This is a genomic window from Pseudogemmobacter sp. W21_MBD1_M6, assembly GCF_052119585.1.
Taxonomy (GTDB): domain Bacteria; phylum Pseudomonadota; class Alphaproteobacteria; order Rhodobacterales; family Rhodobacteraceae; genus JBGQOJ01.
In genome coordinates this window covers 122107-138020 of record NZ_JBGQOJ010000002.1, presented here as the reverse complement: position 1 = coordinate 138020, position 15914 = coordinate 122107, and the positions used below count along the sequence as shown (strand labels likewise).

Genomic DNA, 15914 nt, shown 5'->3' with positions numbered 1-15914 from the left:
CATGACAGTCCTCACGGCACCCACCGCCCCCATTGCCGGCCAAAAGCCCGGCACATCCGGTCTGCGCAAGAAAACCAGGGTGTTCCAGCAGGCGGGTTATCTGGAGAATTTCGTGCAGGCGATCTTTGACGGGATCGGGAGTGCCGCGGGCAAGACCTATGTGCTGGGCGGCGACGGGCGATATTTCAACGCCGAAGCGGCGCAAATCATCCTGAAGTTGGCCGCGGCCAATGGCGCCGCGCGGATCATCGTCGGGCAAGGCGCCATCCTGTCCACACCCGCCGCGTCGCATCTGATCCGGCTGAACAAAACCGATGGCGGGATCATCCTGTCGGCCAGCCACAACCCCGGCGGCCCGGACGAGGATTTCGGGATCAAGTTCAACACCCCGAACGGCGGCCCCGCCCCCGAAGCCGTGACCGAGGCAATTTTCGACGCGACCACCGTTTTGACGGCCTACCGCATTTCGGATGCCCCCGACGTGGATCTGGACGCCATCGGGCGCCACGATCTGGACGGAATGATCGTCGATGTCGTCGACCCGGTGTCGGATTATGCGGCGCTGATGGAAACACTGTTCGATTTCCCCGCGATCCGCGCCATGTTCGCGGATGGCTTCCGCATGCGGTTCGACGCGATGTGCGCGGTCACCGGCCCCTATGCCCGCGACATATTGGAACGCCGCCTTGGCCTGCCCGAAGGCAGCGTAATCAACGCGACACCCCTGCCCGACTTCGGAGGCATGCACCCCGACCCCAATCCGGTCTGGGCAAAGGCGCTGATGGACGAGATGTTCGGCGGCCAGGCCCCCGATTTCGGCGCCGCCTCGGACGGGGACGGCGACCGCAATATGGTGGTCGGTGCCGGTATCTATGTCGGCCCCTCCGACAGTCTGGCGGTGCTGGCGGCCAATGCCACCCTTGCGCCCGGCTATGCCAAAGGTCTGGCCGGTGTCGCGCGGTCGATGCCGACAGGGGCTGCAGTGGACCGCGTGGCAGACGCGCTGGGGCTGCGCTGTTTCGAAACCCCCACCGGATGGAAGTTCTTCGGAACCCTGCTGGATGCGGGGCTGGCGACGCTGTGCGGTGAGGAAAGCTTTGGCACGGGATCGGACCATATCCGCGAGAAGGACGGGCTGTGGGCGGTGCTGTTCTGGCTGAATATCCTGGCCGTCCGCAAACAGACCGTGGCCGAAATTCTGACCGATCACTGGGCGCGCTACGGGCGCAACTATTTCTCGCGCCACGACTTCGAGGCGATAGACAACACCGCCGCCGATGGCATGATGACCGCCCTGCGCGCGCAATTGCCTACCCTACCCGGCACGCTGGTCGAGGGCATGACAGTGGCAAGCGCCGACGACTTTTCCTATGTCGATCCGGTGGATGGCGCGACCTCTGTCAATCAGGGCATCCGCATCCGGTTCGACGACGGATCGCGCATTGTGATGCGGCTGTCGGGCACCGGCACGGCAGGGGCGACATTGCGTGTGTATCTGGAGCGGTTCGAGGACGATCCCGCGCAACTGGCCCTTGACGTGCAGGCGGCACTTGCCCCGATCATCCGCGCCGCAGACGCCATCGCGGGTATCGCCGCACACACGGGCCGCACCGCGCCGGATGTCATCACCTGAGCCGCGCCGCAGGTCACCCCGCCAACGACTGCGCCCCGGCCCAGATCAGGCGCACCGACAACAGCAGCAGGATCGCATCCAGCGCCCGGCGAAAGCGTTGATCGGTGATCCGCGTCAGAACCAGACGACCCAGAAGCGTGCCCAAAAGGCCCGCGATGATCATGGCTGCGATGAAGGGTATCCAAGGGCCGAACGGAAAGCCCAACAGGCCGAAGGCGATGGTTTTCAACCCGTGCTGAACCGTCATCAAGGTCGCATGGGTGGCAACATGGGCGCGGCGTTCCAGCTTTAGCGATTTGGTGAACGAAGCGACAAAAAGACCGGTCGCACCGAAGAACATCGTCAGAAAGCTGGAAATGGCCCCCGTCAGGCCGCCCCAGTCCCGCAAAAAGGCGGGCGGTTTCGACAGCACGGAATAGATGATAAAACCGCCGATGCCGATCTGCACCCAGGCAGGGTTCAGGTTGACGACCAGCGCACCACCCGCCCCCGCCCCCAGGATCGAGCCTAGGGTGAACGCCCCGATCGCGGGCCAGTGGACATGGCGGATCATCAGCGCGAACCGTCCGGCATTGGACCCGATCTGCACGATGCCGTGCACCGGGATCAGCACCAGCGGCGGCAGCAGCGTCGCGAAAGCCGTCAGCAGGATCGACCCGCCACCGATACCGAAGGCAACCGTGATGAACGACGCGGCAAAGCTGATCGCCAGAAGGACAACCAGAACCGCCACGCTCATGCTTTCGGGCAGGAACAGGTCCAGCATCAGCGGTGAACGGGCGGATGCGCACGGGCAATGACCGGGCTGAACACCTTGTCCGAGATGTGGAAATCCCAAATCGCGGCCCCTTTGGTCTTGTCGAACCCGGCCACAAGGCGCGGCAGGTCCGCAAGATCATCCACCTGCACGCCCGCAGCCCCGAAGCCGCGCGCGATCCGGCCAAGATCGGGGCGGCCAAAGACAGCCCCTTCGTCCGATACCCCTTCGGCCCGCAATTTGTGGATTTCAGAGCCATAGGCGCCGTCATTCAGAACGCAGATCAGGATGTTCATGCGGTGCCGCAGGATGGTTTCCAGTTCCTGCACATGCATCAACAGGCTGCCGTCGCCATCGAACAGGACAACCGTGCGATCGGGCCGCGCGGCGGCGACCCCCATCGCATAGGATATACCATTGCCGATTGCGCCGAATTCACGGATCGTATGGAACTGCGCGACCGGACGACCCGGCATCTGGGCGAAATAATAGGAACAATGGCCCGACGAATTGACCATCTCCCAGTCAAGCGGCAAGGCGGCGTCAAGGGCGCTGACCACGTCGCGCGGATCCAGCAGGCCCGGCTCTTGCGGGAACGGGGTGCTGTCGGCGGGGGTGGTGCGAATTCTGTCGGCCAGCGCATCGGTGCGCCAGGGCGATGATCCGTCACGCGGGCCAAGGGCCGCAGTCAGCGCCTCGACCCCGAGCCGCGCGTCGGCCCGCACATGAACCTGCGCCGCGACGCGCCCCTGACTGACGGCGGCAGGGGCGGTGTCGATCTGCACGACGCGGGCCTTCGCAAACAGCTTTCCCGCATCGGTGGTGTGGCTGGCAAGGCTGGCCCCGACGGCAATCACCAGATCGGCCTCGGCAAGGCAGCTGCGCGTGATATCGGACGAAAACCCACCCGCAATGCTAAGGTTGAAGGGATCGTCATGGAACAGCCCGCGCGCGGGCAATGTGGTGGCAAGCAGCGCGTCACAGCCTTCGGCCAAGGCGCGGCAGGCTGGCCCCGCCCCCGCGCGCACCGCCCCAAGCCCCGCGATGACGACAATGCGGCGGGCCTCGCCAACCAGTCTGGCAAGGCCCGCGATGTCACCCGGGTGCGGCGGCACCGGCGAAAGGTCCGGCATCAGCGACTGCGACGGCGCAGGCAGCGTTTGCGCCCCGGTCCACGGCATCGCTTGCAGGTCAAAGGGCACGCCAAGGACCACGGGCCGCCGTTCGGTGCGGGCCTGAAGAAAGGCGTCGCGCACCTGAACCGCCATCCGGTCGGGATGGTGCAGCGCGTGGTAGGCCGCACCGCAAGCAGTGACAAAGGGGGCCTGATCGATCGCCTGATTATACCAGTTGGCCTTCAGCGGGGCCTCTCCGGCGAAGATCACCAGCGGGATATGGGCGCGCACGGCGGCGGGCAAGGCGGTCATGATCTGCGTGACGCCGGGGCCGCAGGTCACCGTGGCGACACCGACATCGCCCGTTGCGCGGGCATAGGACATGGCGGCAGATACGGCGCAATGCTCGTGCCGGACATAGACCATGCCGCATCCGGCCCCGGCCAGCGCGGTGGCCCAGTTCATATTCGCGTCCCCCAGAAGGGCAAAGCACTGCGCGACGCCCTCCTGAAGGAAGGCATCGGCAAGGATTTCGTATGTTTTACGATCGGTCATTTCGGGGAACATCCATTCTATGCGACGGCGTCACGCGCCGCCTTACCGCAAGGGCCAGGGCAAGTTGCTATAGCTTTGCAGCAGGCCCGGCGGAAAATCACGGCCCAGAACCCAAGCCAGAAAGATCATGAACGCCAGCCCGCCCGCCATGAACAACGCCGAGGCCAGCCAGCCCCGACCGGCGCGGATGCGGAAGAACCCCAGCAGGAACAGCGACAGCGCGATGATAAAGCCGAACAACCCGGACATCACCAGCAGCGACAGGAACCACGACAGCGTGCGCCACAATCCATGCGGTGCGTCGCGTTCCTCGCCGGCGGCCTCAAGGTCAATGAACACATCATCGGTCTCTGGCTTGCGGATCATCCGGACCAGCAGCATCGTGCAGCCGATCAGCGTCACCGTCCCCACTGTCAGCGGGAAGATCTTGTCATTGAGGCGGATGATCGAAAACGCGTCGATCCAGGCGACGGTCAGATAGGCGGTCACGCACATCAGGAACACCATCGGCGCGCGCTTGGCCCCTGTGGGGGCGTCAAGGTTCTCGCGGATATTCTTGGCCTGACGGATGCCGATGACCACCGAGACAACCGTCAGGATCAGCAGGACAATCGTCAGCGGCGTGGCGATATAGTCCAGCCCAACATCGAACCCGCGCCGGAACCGCGCGGTAGCGATCTGGTTCGCCATATTGGCAAATCCCTCGGCCTGGTTCGACAGAACAAAGCCGATCAGGAAGGCGGGGCGGGAATAATCGAAGCGGCGCAGCAAGATACCGAACAGGCCGATCGCGACAAGGGCGGCCAGATCACCCAGCGACTGGCGCGACTGGAAGGCGGCAAAGGCGATCATGATGAACAGATAGGGCGCCAGAAGGGTGAAGCGGATCGTCGTCAGGCGGGCGATCTGTTTCGACAGCACGATGCACAGACCCGCCCCGATCACATTGGCCAGCGCAAGCGACCAGACGATGGTGTAGGTGATGTTCAGGTCCTGCCGGATCATCTGCGGTCCGGGCGACAGGCCAAGCAGCGCAAGCCCGCCAAGGAAAACCGCCATGCTGCCCGACCCGGGAATGCCGAAGATCAGCGTCGGGATCAGCCCGCCGCCCTCTTTCGCGTTGTTCGAGGATTCGGGTGCGACAATGCCGCGCACGTCGCCCTTGCCGAACATGCTGCGGTCCTTGCTGGACTGCACCGCATAGCCATAGGCGATCCAGTCGACGACAGACCCACCCAGACCGGGGATCACCCCGATCACCACACCGATTGCCGCGCACTTGGTCGACAGCCACTTGTTCTGCCACCAGTCGCGCACGCCCTGCGCCCAGCCAAGCCCCAGCGTTCCGCCGGATGAAATCGGCTGGTCCTGCCGCAAAAGCGAGATGATTTCCGGGATAGCATAGATCCCCAGACCCACGATCACCAGTTGCAGACCATCGACCAGATAAGGAATGTCATAGGTCGCCATGCGAAGGCTACCCCCCGCGCCCGCCGCGCCAATGGTGCCCGCCATCAGGCCCATGCCCGCGGCAACAACACCCTTCAGCGGAACCCGCCCCGCAAGGATCGCCACCATCGACAGGCCAAGAACCGTGATCATCAGCATTTCGGGCAGACCGAAGGCCAGGATCAAAGGGCGGGCGATAAAGATAAAGCCGGTCAGCACCACTGCCCCCAGCAAACCGCCATAAAGCGACGAGGCGAAGGCCGCAGAGAGCGCCCGCGCGGCCTCGCCCTTTTTCGCCATCGGAAAGCCGTCCAGCACCGTCGCCTGAGAGGCGGACGACCCCGGAATACCCAAAAGAACCGACGAGAATGTGTCAGATGTCGGGACCACCGCGATCAGGCCGACCATCAGCGCCAGACCGGACACAGGCTCCATCCCGAACATGAACGGCAGCACCAGAGACAGCCCCGCAATGCCGCCCAGGCCGGGAAGCACTCCGATGGAAAGGCCAAGCAGAACGCCAGCAATCAGATACATCAATTGCTGCGGCTGGAACACCAATGCAAAGGCCTCGCCCAGAGCGGGCATTGCGGTTAAGAACAGATCCATTCCGGGGTCTCCTAGCGACCAAAATAGCAAATCCCCTGCCCGGTTGCCCGCGCAGGGGAAGTCGACACATCAGTGCATTACTGCATCGTTACGCCGTAGGCCTCTTTCAGCCAGTCCAGCACATAGGCCTTTGCCTCTGGCGACACTGCGGTCGCCTGCTCGTTCGCGCTTTGCGCGGCGGCCCCAGTCAACTGGGGGTAAACGCCAAGCTCGTCGGCGGCAATCGCAGCAAAGTCAGGGCGCGCGATCGCGGCTTGCAGTGCTGCGGTGTAGGTGTCGACGACAGCCGGGCTGGCCGACCCCGGCAGATAAACCATCTTTTGCGCAGCAAAGCCCGAGATGAAGAACGCCTTGAACGCATCCCAAGCCACACCGCTGGTCTCGCAACCGGCTGTCGCCTCGCAGACCTCCTTGAAGCTTGGCAGTTCGGGGAAGGTCGGATCGCGGACAATCGCGCCGCTTTCATCCAGCGCGCCCCAGCTGAAAATCGGCACGGCCAGACCCTGCTCGACCAGCGGAACAACGCTTTTCAGATAGGCAGAGGATGTCTGATAGTCGATATTCGCCTCGCCGCGCTCGAACATCAGACGGCCATCGCCCCGCCCCTTGATGCCGAAAACCGGATCAACCGTCAGGCCAAGCATTTTGAACGCCAGCAGCGGCACAAGGTCCAGCGTGGTGGCGCCTTGCGATCCGTAAAGGAAATTCTCGCCCTGAAGACCCTCGGCGCTGCCGTTGAACTTTGCGCCCAGATCCGGTGGCAAAAAGACGACCCCGCCCGTGCCAGAGGCCAGAACGACCTGCCAGTCCTTGTATTCGTAGCGAACGCGCGGATCCCCCAGAAGATAGGGGAATTGCGTGGACCCGGACGTGCCGAAAATCAGCGTGCCATCATCGGTGGTCTGCTGTTGGAACCAGTTCGCGCCTTCGGTCGATCCCGCGCCGGGACGATACCGCACAACCACGGTCGGGTTCCCCGGCAATGCCTCTGTCAGCAGTGGCGCAAAAAAGTTCGCCCAGCGGGCAGACCCGCCGGATTCCGAAAACGGAATCACAAAATCAACAGTTTTTCCCGCCAGATCAACGCTGTGGCTTTCAGCCTGCGCAGCCCCGCCTAGCCCGAAAGCCGCAACACCTGCGACAGCAAGCGCACCAACCGTGCGTTTCAGTAGGTTAAGTTTCATCATTGTCATCCTCCCATGGATTTCTTTTTTGGCGTCCTGTCCGGTCGCGGCACTTTGCGACATCTTCGACCGCATGCAGGGACAGCCTGCACCGGAATACCATCCCGGATCAACGTCGCAGATACGCAGCCTTCATCAATTTCAAAAGACGTACGACTTCATAACAAAAAGCTATAGCGATCCCGTCAAAAATGAAACTTTTTTAGTGAACCTGCCTCTGCGGGCCGCGCCGGATGATTGACTTAAGCTATAAATTCCATGACGGCCGCGCCTGCCTGGACTGGGCTGCTGTGACCGACTTCGTCCAGAAACGCCCGTTGCGCAGGCGTGGGAAACCAGTATGTCCGCGTCGTGACCCCGATCGCACGAGAGCTGTCGGGCAACGTGAATTTCAACGGCGTGATAAGCCCGTAGGATATGTCCGCAGCCGCCTGAATACGGGAAATGCACCCGACATGGTCGCTTTGGCGGACCAGTTGGCGCATGAAAATCAACGATCCGGTTTCGACGATCTGGTCCGGTGGCCCGTTCGGCTGCCCCTTGAACAGGTTGTCGAACAGGCTGCGCGTCGGTGCGCCGGGGCGGGCCACGATCCACGGAAAAGCCGCCAGATCCGCAAGCGTGATGCCATCCCGCGCGGCCAGCGGATGATCCGGCCCGACGACAAGCACCAGATCGTCATCGAACAGGCGGTGCTGTTGAACATCGGCAATCGGCAAGGGATCACGCAGCGCACCGATCAGAAAGTCGATTTCTCCGCGCCGCAACCCGCTGAGAAGATCGTCATAAGACCCTTCGTCGATGCGGATTGGCACCTTGGGCCGTGACCGTCTGAACCGGGTGATCGCGCCGGGCAGAATATAGGACCGGGCAAGCGGCATGGCCCCGACGACAATCCGCCCGACCTCGCGCCCGCACCGCTCTGCCAGCTCCATCGCGGCCTGGTCCAGTTCCGCAAAGGCAAGCTGTGCGGAATCGGCAAGCGCGCGGCAAATGCGGGTCGGTCGCATGCCCGAAGGGGTGCGTTCGAACAGCGGTTTGCCCACTTCGGATTCAAGCTGCGTGACCGCGCGGTGCACCGTCGGCTGCGCAATCCCGAGATGCCGCGCCGCAAGGGTAAAGTTCTCCATCTCGCGCACGGCGACCAGCGCGTTCAACTGGGCGGTGGTCGCGGTCAGGCTAAGGCGCGGCGAACAGGTGGCCATCGCATGATCCAGAAACGACAGCGCCCGTTCGACGCGCCGCCCCAGCATCTCGCCCGCCTCGTTCACGAACAACCCCTGCACCCCGTGGTGGAACAGCGGCTGTCCGGCAAGGCATTCCAGCTTGGCAATCGCCTGCGTCACGGCGGGTTGCGACAGGTTGCACATCTCTGCGGCGCGGGTCACGGACGATTCCCGCACGACGTTCACAAAAACCCGAAGATGGCGCAGGTTTTGCTTCATGTTTTACCCAAAGCCGCAAGAACCGCATCGGCCCGTTCCAGCAGTCCGGCACCCGACATCGGCGGCTGTGCCGCGCCGATCTGATCCTGCCATTCCGCCGTCGCCGCCGCCATACGCGCGGGCAGATCAAGGTCGCGCAGGGTCTGGACAACCTCGCGCATTTCCGCCGCGCGGCGCTGGCCGTGCACCGCCATCCGTTCCAGATTATAGGCCGACCGCGCGGTCCAGTCCGTGGCCGGATCGGACGCCTGAAGCGAACCGATGACGGCCTCTTGGACGCCCGCCTTTCGGGCCGCCAGCACGCATTCCGCAGTCAGCGCCTCCATGCCCTTTATCATCACCGAGCGCAGCATCTTGATGGTCGACGCCTGCCCCACCTCAAGGCCCGCAACGGTCGGGGTCATGCCAAGGGCGGCCAGACGCAGGGCCGCCGCCTGTGCTTCTGGCCCCGCCAGCAGCAATGGCACACGGTGTTTTTTGGGGTGGACGGGGGCCATGACCGCCACATCCACATAGATGCCGCCATAGCTTTCGATCACCGCTGCGGCCTGTCGTTTCGCCCCCGGCGCGCAGGAATTGCAGTCAAGCCACATCGCCCCTTGCGGCAGATGCGGGGCCGCCGCCCTGGCCGCCGCCACCGCCTGGTCTGCGGTCACAACGCAAAACACCAGATCCGCGCCGCGCATCGCGTCCTCCGGTGATCGCCCCTCGCGCACGCCAAGGGCCTGCATGGCTGCCCGCACCGGACCTGCGGCCTCGGTATTGCCAAGCTTGATGTCATAGGCGGATGAAACGGGTGCAACGCTCTCGGCGAACCCGGACACAAAGGCGCTGCCCGCCTCCCCGAAGCCGATAAAAGCCAGTGTTCCGGCGGATCGTGTCGTTTCGCTCATTGACGTCACTCCTTGGGTTTGCTTCGCCTGAAACCTGACACAGGACCCTATCGGGTTGCTACTCGTTATAGCCTATACTTATGCTTTGGGCAGCCCTTCGAATTTGGCAAGTCAACGATTTCCCCGCACATTCCACGCAACCGGCCAAAAGGAGTGTTCCATGCCCGCATCCAAAACCGCATTGGTGATCAGCGCCCATGCCGCCGACTTTGTCTGGCGTTGTGGCGGGGCAATCGCAGCCCATGCCGCCAAAGGTTACAATGTCACCGTTCTGTGCCTGTCCTTTGGCGAGCGCGGCGAAAGTGCAAAGCTGTGGAAGCAGGACGGCATGACGCTGGACCGCGTCAAGGACAACCGCCGCAAAGAGGCCGAGACGGCCGCCGAGGCGCTGGGGGTGCACGATCTGGTCTGCCTTGATCTGGGGGATTATCCGCTGGAACTGACCCGCGACGACAAGAACAGGGTCGTTGATGTGATCCGCAAGGTTCAACCGGCCTTCATGCTGTCCCATTCGCAATACGACCCCTACAACACCGACCACATGTATACGACGCAGGTTGCGCTGGAATGCCGGATGATCGCGCAGGCCTGGGGGCATAATCCGGGGGAAAAGGTGCTGGGTGCGCCACAGCTTTACCTGTTCGAGCCGCACCAGACCGAGCAGATGGGCTGGAAGCCGGATACGTTTCTGGACATCACCCACGTCTGGGACAAAAAGCGCGCCGCGATCGAATGTATGCAGGGGCAAGAGCACCTGTGGGAGTATTACACCCGCGTCGCCCAACAGCGCGCCAACCATTTCAAACGCAATTCCGGCGGTCAGTCGGGCGGGCGGGATTGTAAATATGCCGAAGGGTTCCAGTCGATCTTTCCGCGCACGGTGGACGAGCTATGAACGACATCGCGCATCTTGGCCATGTCGAGATCTACACAGACCGCTACGACGAAAGCCTGGATTTCTTTACGCGGGTCTACGGCCTGACCCTGTCCGCCGAGGACGCAACATCGGCTTATCTGCGGGCCTGGGATGACTACGAATTCCACAGCCTGAAACTGACCCGCCACACGACAACGGGCGTCGGGCACATCGCCTACCGCGCCGCATCGCAAACTGCGTTGATGGCCCGCGTCGCCGTGATCGAGGCGTCGGGCTACAAGGTGCACGGCTGGACCACGGGCGACGCGGGCCACGGGCGCGCCTTCCGGTTCGAGGACCCCTTCGGGCATATCTTCGAGGTCTACTGGGACACGGTGAAATACGCCGCCCCCGACGCCGAGAAACCCGCGCTGAAAAACATGGCGCAGCGCTATCATGGCCGGGGCGCCTGCCCGCGCCGCATCGACCACCTGAACCTGTTGGCAACAGATGTGGCCGAATTCCGGCGGTTCATGGAAACCTGTCTTGGGTCCCGCGTGACCGAGTTGATCCAGATGGACAATGGCCGGATCGGCGGATGCTGGTTCACGGTGAACAACAAGACCTACGATCTGGCCTGCACCGAGGAACACGGCGGCGGCAACGGGCGGCTGCATCATGTCACCTATGCCACCGACACGCGCGAAGACATCCTGCGCGCCGCTGACATCTTTCTTGAAAACGGGGTCCATATCGAAACCGGACCGCACAAGCACGCCATTCAAGGCACGTTTTTCCTTTATGTCTGGGAACCGGCGGGCAATCGGGTGGAACTGGCCAATTCCGGCGCCCGCCTGATCCTTGCCCCCGATTGGCAGCCGGTCGTCTGGACCGAGGCGGACCGCAGGAAAGGTCAGGCCTGGGGGCTGAAAACCATAGAGACCTTCCACACCCATGGCACCCCGCCAGCAAGAAAGGAGCTCTGACATGGGCATCGTCGTTCAGAATATCCCGCGCGCCGATCAATCGGTGATCGACGGCCTTGCCGCCGCCGGCGTCGCAACCGTGCACGAGGCACAGGGGCGCACCGGGATGCTGGCCAGCCATATGCGGCCGATTTATGCGGGGGCACAGGTGGCCGGGTCCGCAGTGACGATCAGCGCGCCCCCCGGTGACAACTGGATGCTTCACGTCGCCATCGAACAACTGCAACGGGGCGACCTGCTGGTCCTTGCCCCCACCTCGCCCTGCGACACCGGCTATTTCGGTGATCTTCTGGCGACATCGGCCATCGCGCGGGGATGCTGCGGGTTGATCATCGACGCCGGTGTGCGCGACATCCGCGACCTGACCGCGATGGGCTTTCCGGTCTGGTCAAAGGCGATCTCGGCGCAGGGAACGGTCAAGGAGACCGTCGGCTCGGTGAATGTGCCGATCGTCTGTGCCGGTGCCTTGATCGAGGCGGGCGATGTGATTGTTGCCGATGACGACGGGGTCTGCGTGGTCAAATGCGCCGATGCCGCGACCGTGCTGGCGGCGGCCAACACCCGCCTCGCCGCTGAAGAGGCAAAGCGCATCAGGCTGGCCAGCGGTGAACTGGGGTTGGATATTTACGGCATGCGCCCAAGGCTGGCCGAAAAGGGACTGAAATATGTCTGAGGGCATCCCCTGCCTCTGGATGCGGGGCGGCACATCGAAGGGCGCCTGCTTTCTTGCCTCGGACTTGCCGACAGACCCGGCCATGCGCGACGCGCTGCTGCTGCGGATCATGGGCTCGCCCGATCCGCGCCAGATCGACGGGATCGGCGGGGCGGACCCGCTGACCTCGAAGGTTGCGATCCTGTCGCCGCCCTCTCGGCCCGATGCCGATGTCGATTATCTGTTCCTGCAAGTCTATGTCGATCAGCCCCTTGTCAGCGACGCACAGGGCTGCGGCAATATCCTGGCCGCCGCAGGTCCCGCCGCGATCGAGCGCGGGCTGGTGCCTGTCGCCGGTCCCGTCACCCCTGTTCGCATCCATATGCTGAACACAGGCGAGGTCGCGACCGCGCACATTCAAACACCCGATGGCCGCGTGCGGTATGACGGGGATGCGGCAATCGACGGCGTGCCCGGCACCCATGCCCCCGTGCCGCTGCTGTTCCAGAACATAGCAGGCTCGATGTGCGGGGCGCTTTTGCCCTCGGGCAATGCTGTGGATGTGATCGAGGGCGTGGACTGCACCCTGATCGACAACGGTATGCCGATTGTGGTGATGCGGGCCGCTGATTTCGGCCTGACGGGGCAGGAAAGCCGCGACGCGCTGGATGCAGACACCGCCCTGAAGGCGCGGATCGAGGCGATCCGGCTGATCGCGGGTCCGTTGATGAACCTCGGGGATGTGGCCGATAAAACCGTGCCGAAGATGACGCTGGTGTCGCGGGCCACGCAGGGTGGCGCGATCAACACGCGCAGCTTCATTCCGCACCGCTGCCACGCCACCATCGGGGTGTTCGCCGCTGTCAGCGTGGCCACGGCCTGCCTTTTGCCCGACAGCCCCGCCGCCGGTCTGGCAGATCTGCCCACCGATGGCCGCTTCGGGATCGAACATCCGGGCGGTGCGGCCGAGGTGCTGATCGTGACCGACGCCTCTGGCCGGATCACCGGCGCAGGAACATTGCGCACCGCGCGCAAGCTGTTCGACGGGCGGGTCTTTGACACCCTGACCTGATCCCCCGGTCTGCCCGGTCAGGTTGCCCAGCCAGAATACCCGGCCCGGCAGTCCCAAAAGGCCATGTTTCCGAAAAAGCCTATCCAAAGCCGCGGATCGCTCCGATGGCCCCGTTTCCCGCACGGGCCGCAGCGCAGCCCCTTTGCCACGGGACGGATCGGTCTGCTGGCCAAAGCATCACGCGTGATGATCGCCCCCCCTTGACGCTGCCCCCAACACCAGAAACAACGGTCCGGAACACCGTCGCAAAATGACCCGCGGCCAAAGGCGGAACCCATCCAGCATGCTATGCGTTTCCCATCCGTAGTTCCCCGAGGAGAGATCCATGAAGTTCCGCTTTCCCATCGTCATCATCGACGAAGATTTCCGTTCCGAAAACTCGTCGGGTCTTGGCATCCGTGCCATGGCCGAAGCGATCGAAAAGGAAGGGTTCGAGGTGCTGGGGGTTACCAGCTATGGCGACCTGTCGAAATTCGCGCAGCAGCAGTCGCGCGCCAGCGCATTTGTCCTGTCGATCGACGATGAGGAATTCAGCCCCGGCCCCGATCTTGACCCGGCGGTCGTGAACCTGCGCAGCTTCATCGAGGAAGTGCGCTGGAAAAACGAGGACGTGCCGATCTACGTCTACGGCGAGACCAAGACCAGCCGCCACCTGCCCAACGACATCCTGCGCGAGTTGCACGGCTTCATCCACATGTTCGAGGACACGCCGGAATTCGTGGCCCGCCACATCATCCGCGAGGCCAAGGCCTATCTGGAGGGCATTCAGCCGCCGTTCTTCAAGGCGCTGCTGGATTATGCCGAGGACGGATCGTATTCTTGGCACTGCCCCGGACATTCCGGCGGCGTCGCCTTCCTCAAAAGCCCGATCGGGCAGATGTATCACCAGTTTTACGGCGAGAACATGCTGCGTGCCGATGTTTGCAACTCGGTCGAGGAACTGGGCCAGCTTCTCGATCATAACGGCGCCATCGGCGCGTCCGAGCGCAACGCGGCGCGTATCTTCAACGCCGATCACTGCTTCTTCGTGACCAACGGAACCTCGACCTCGAACAAGATGGTCTGGCATCACACGGTTGCGCCCGATGACGTTGTGGTGGTGGACCGCAATTGTCACAAGTCGATCCTGCACAGCATCATCATGACGGGCGCGGTGCCGGTGTTTCTGAAACCCACGCGCAACCACTGGGGCATCATCGGCCCGATCCAGCAAAGCGCCTTCGAGGTGGAGGCGATCAAGGCCAAGATCCGGGCGAATCCGCTGCTTGCAGGGGTCGATGCCGACACCGTGAAGCCGCGGATCATGACCCTGACCCAATCGACCTATGACGGCGTGCTATACAACACCGAGACGATCAAGGGCCTGCTGGACGGCTATATCGACAACCTCCACTTTGACGAGGCATGGCTGCCGCACGCAGCCTTCCACCCGTTCTACGGCAACTTTCATGCGATGGGGCGCAAGCGCGAGCGGCCAAAGCATTCGGTCACCTACGCCACGCAATCGATCCACAAGCTGCTTGCCGGCATCAGTCAGGCAAGCCACGTTCTGGTTCAGGACAGCCAGGACACGCCGCTGGATCGTCACCTGTTCAACGAGGCGTATCTGATGCACACCTCGACCAGCCCGCAGTATAGCATCATCGCAAGTTGCGATGTGGCGGCCGCGATGATGGAGCCGCCGGGCGGCACCGCCCTCGTCGAGGAAAGCATCGAGGAGTCGCTGGATTTCCGCCGTGCCATGCGCAAGGTCGACGAAGAGTATGGCGACGACGACTGGTGGTTCAAGGTCTGGGGGCCGGACAATCTGACCGAAGAGGGGATCGGGCGCACCAAGGACTGGGTTCTCAAACGCACCGATGCCGATGGGGTTCAACCGTCGGACGGCACCGACAGCTGGCACGGGTTCGGGGATATGGCGCCCGGCTTCAACATGCTGGACCCGATCAAGGCGACGATCATCACGCCGGGGCTTAATCTTGATGGCCGGTTCGACGAGACGGGCATTCCCGCCTCGATCGTGACCAAATACCTTGCCGAACACGGCGTGGTGGTGGAAAAAACCGGGCTTTACAGTTTCTTCATCATGTTCACCATCGGCATCACCAAGGGCCGCTGGAACACGCTGTTGACCGCGCTGCAACAGTTCAAGGACGATCACGCCAAGAACCAGCCGATGTGGCGCGCCATGCCGAAATTCTGCGCCAAACATCCGCGTTACGAAAACATGGGGCTGCGCGACCTGTGCCAGCATGTGCATACGCAATACGCCAAGTATGACGTGGCGATCCTGTCGACCGAGATCTACCTGAGCGACCTGACCCCGGCGATGAAACCAAGCGATGCCTATTCCCACATCGCCCGCCGCACCACGCAACGGGTGCCGATTGACCAGATCGAAGGGCGCATCACCACCAGCCTTGTCACACCCTATCCGCCGGGCATCCCCCTGCTGATCCCGGGCGAGGTGTTCAACCGCAAGATCGTTGACTATCTCAAGTTCAACCGCGAATTCGCGCGCGAATGTCCGGGCTTCGAGACCGACATTCACGGTCTTGTGCAGGAAAAGGATGAGAACGGCGCAATGCAATATTTTGCCGATTGCGTGGCCGAATAGACGCGCGACACAGGCCAGCAGTATAGCCGGCAATGCCGCGCGGGGCGCATGGTGGCCATGGCTAAGGTCGCCCCGCACCCCGGCGACACCT

Annotated in this window: 12 protein-coding genes; 6 read left to right on the top strand and 6 right to left on the bottom strand. The window is 63.2% G+C overall.

What is annotated here, in order from left to right:
- Nucleotide 1 precedes the first annotated feature (1 nt).
- Nucleotides 2-1633: an alpha-D-glucose phosphate-specific phosphoglucomutase gene (locus ACEN2R_RS04800; protein WP_442039757.1), complete on the top strand. Its 1632-nt coding sequence runs from the start codon at nt 2-4 to the stop codon at nt 1631-1633.
- Nucleotides 1634-1646: 13 nt separating this feature from the next.
- Here ACEN2R_RS04800 and ACEN2R_RS04795 read toward each other — a convergent pair whose 3' ends face one another.
- From ACEN2R_RS04795 to ACEN2R_RS04770, 6 genes are all read right to left on the bottom strand, one after another.
- Nucleotides 1647-2399, bottom strand: a complete 753-nt coding sequence (locus ACEN2R_RS04795; protein ID WP_442039755.1) for a sulfite exporter TauE/SafE family protein — start codon at nt 2397-2399, stop codon at nt 1647-1649.
- Nucleotides 2399-4060: a thiamine pyrophosphate-binding protein gene (locus ACEN2R_RS04790; RefSeq protein WP_442039753.1), complete on the bottom strand. Its 1662-nt coding sequence runs from the start codon at nt 4058-4060 to the stop codon at nt 2399-2401. The genes ACEN2R_RS04795 and ACEN2R_RS04790 overlap by 1 nt, the downstream gene beginning before the upstream one ends.
- Before the next feature lie 42 nt (nt 4061-4102).
- The gene (locus tag ACEN2R_RS04785) at nt 4103-6118 is read right to left on the bottom strand and encodes a tripartite tricarboxylate transporter permease (protein WP_442039751.1); all 2016 of its coding nucleotides are present in this window, start codon (nt 6116-6118) and stop codon (nt 4103-4105) included.
- 77 nt (nt 6119-6195) lie between these two features.
- Nucleotides 6196-7305, bottom strand: a complete 1110-nt coding sequence (locus ACEN2R_RS04780) for a tricarboxylate transporter (RefSeq protein WP_442039749.1) — start codon at nt 7303-7305, stop codon at nt 6196-6198.
- Nucleotides 7306-7544: 239 nt separating this feature from the next.
- Nucleotides 7545-8747: a LysR family transcriptional regulator gene (locus ACEN2R_RS04775; protein WP_442039747.1), complete on the bottom strand. Its 1203-nt coding sequence runs from the start codon at nt 8745-8747 to the stop codon at nt 7545-7547.
- Nucleotides 8744-9640, bottom strand: a complete 897-nt coding sequence (locus ACEN2R_RS04770; RefSeq protein ID WP_442039745.1) for a DUF1932 domain-containing protein — start codon at nt 9638-9640, stop codon at nt 8744-8746. The genes ACEN2R_RS04775 and ACEN2R_RS04770 overlap by 4 nt, the downstream gene beginning before the upstream one ends.
- Nucleotides 9641-9800: 160 nt before the next feature.
- Here ACEN2R_RS04770 and ACEN2R_RS04765 point away from each other — a divergent pair, with 160 nt between their 5' ends.
- The 5 genes from ACEN2R_RS04765 to ACEN2R_RS04745 all read left to right on the top strand — a co-directional run bounded on the left by ACEN2R_RS04765 (nt 9801) and on the right by ACEN2R_RS04745 (nt 15823).
- Nucleotides 9801-10535, top strand: coding sequence for a PIG-L deacetylase family protein (locus ACEN2R_RS04765; RefSeq protein ID WP_442039743.1), 735 nt, complete (start codon nt 9801-9803; stop codon nt 10533-10535).
- Complete coding sequence (locus ACEN2R_RS04760; protein WP_442039741.1) at nt 10532-11482, top strand: VOC family protein; 951 nt, start codon at nt 10532-10534, stop codon at nt 11480-11482. The genes ACEN2R_RS04765 and ACEN2R_RS04760 overlap by 4 nt, the downstream gene beginning before the upstream one ends.
- A 1-nt stretch (nt 11483) precedes the next feature.
- Entirely contained in the window at nt 11484-12155 is a 672-nt protein-coding gene (locus tag ACEN2R_RS04755) for a 4-carboxy-4-hydroxy-2-oxoadipate aldolase/oxaloacetate decarboxylase (protein ID WP_442039739.1), read from the top strand.
- Entirely contained in the window at nt 12148-13206 is a 1059-nt protein-coding gene (locus tag ACEN2R_RS04750; protein ID WP_442039737.1) for a 4-oxalomesaconate tautomerase, read from the top strand. The genes ACEN2R_RS04755 and ACEN2R_RS04750 overlap by 8 nt, the downstream gene beginning before the upstream one ends.
- A gap of 325 nt (nt 13207-13531) precedes the next feature.
- Nucleotides 13532-15823 (top strand): Orn/Lys/Arg decarboxylase N-terminal domain-containing protein, encoded by a 2292-nt coding sequence (locus tag ACEN2R_RS04745; RefSeq protein ID WP_442039735.1) that lies wholly within the window; start codon nt 13532-13534, stop codon nt 15821-15823.
- Nucleotides 15824-15914: the final 91 nt, after the last annotated feature.

Coding starts and splice junctions, on each gene's coding strand:
- ACEN2R_RS04785 (WP_442039751.1), bottom strand. CDS start 6,118: ATGGATCTGTTCTTAACCGCAATGCCCGCTCTGGGCGAGGCCTTTGCA.
- ACEN2R_RS04790 (WP_442039753.1), bottom strand. CDS start 4,060: ATGACCGATCGTAAAACATACGAAATCCTTGCCGATGCCTTCCTTCAG.
- ACEN2R_RS04780 (WP_442039749.1), bottom strand. CDS start 7,305: ATGATGAAACTTAACCTACTGAAACGCACGGTTGGTGCGCTTGCTGTC.
- ACEN2R_RS04800 (WP_442039757.1), top strand. CDS start 2: ATGACAGTCCTCACGGCACCCACCGCCCCCATTGCCGGCCAAAAGCCC.
- ACEN2R_RS04765 (WP_442039743.1), top strand. CDS start 9,801: ATGCCCGCATCCAAAACCGCATTGGTGATCAGCGCCCATGCCGCCGAC.
- ACEN2R_RS04745 (WP_442039735.1), top strand. CDS start 13,532: ATGAAGTTCCGCTTTCCCATCGTCATCATCGACGAAGATTTCCGTTCC.
- ACEN2R_RS04795 (WP_442039755.1), bottom strand. CDS start 2,399: ATGCTGGACCTGTTCCTGCCCGAAAGCATGAGCGTGGCGGTTCTGGTT.
- ACEN2R_RS04760 (WP_442039741.1), top strand. CDS start 10,532: ATGAACGACATCGCGCATCTTGGCCATGTCGAGATCTACACAGACCGC.
- ACEN2R_RS04750 (WP_442039737.1), top strand. CDS start 12,148: ATGTCTGAGGGCATCCCCTGCCTCTGGATGCGGGGCGGCACATCGAAG.
- ACEN2R_RS04755 (WP_442039739.1), top strand. CDS start 11,484: ATGGGCATCGTCGTTCAGAATATCCCGCGCGCCGATCAATCGGTGATC.
- ACEN2R_RS04775 (WP_442039747.1), bottom strand. CDS start 8,747: ATGAAGCAAAACCTGCGCCATCTTCGGGTTTTTGTGAACGTCGTGCGG.
- ACEN2R_RS04770 (WP_442039745.1), bottom strand. CDS start 9,640: ATGAGCGAAACGACACGATCCGCCGGAACACTGGCTTTTATCGGCTTC.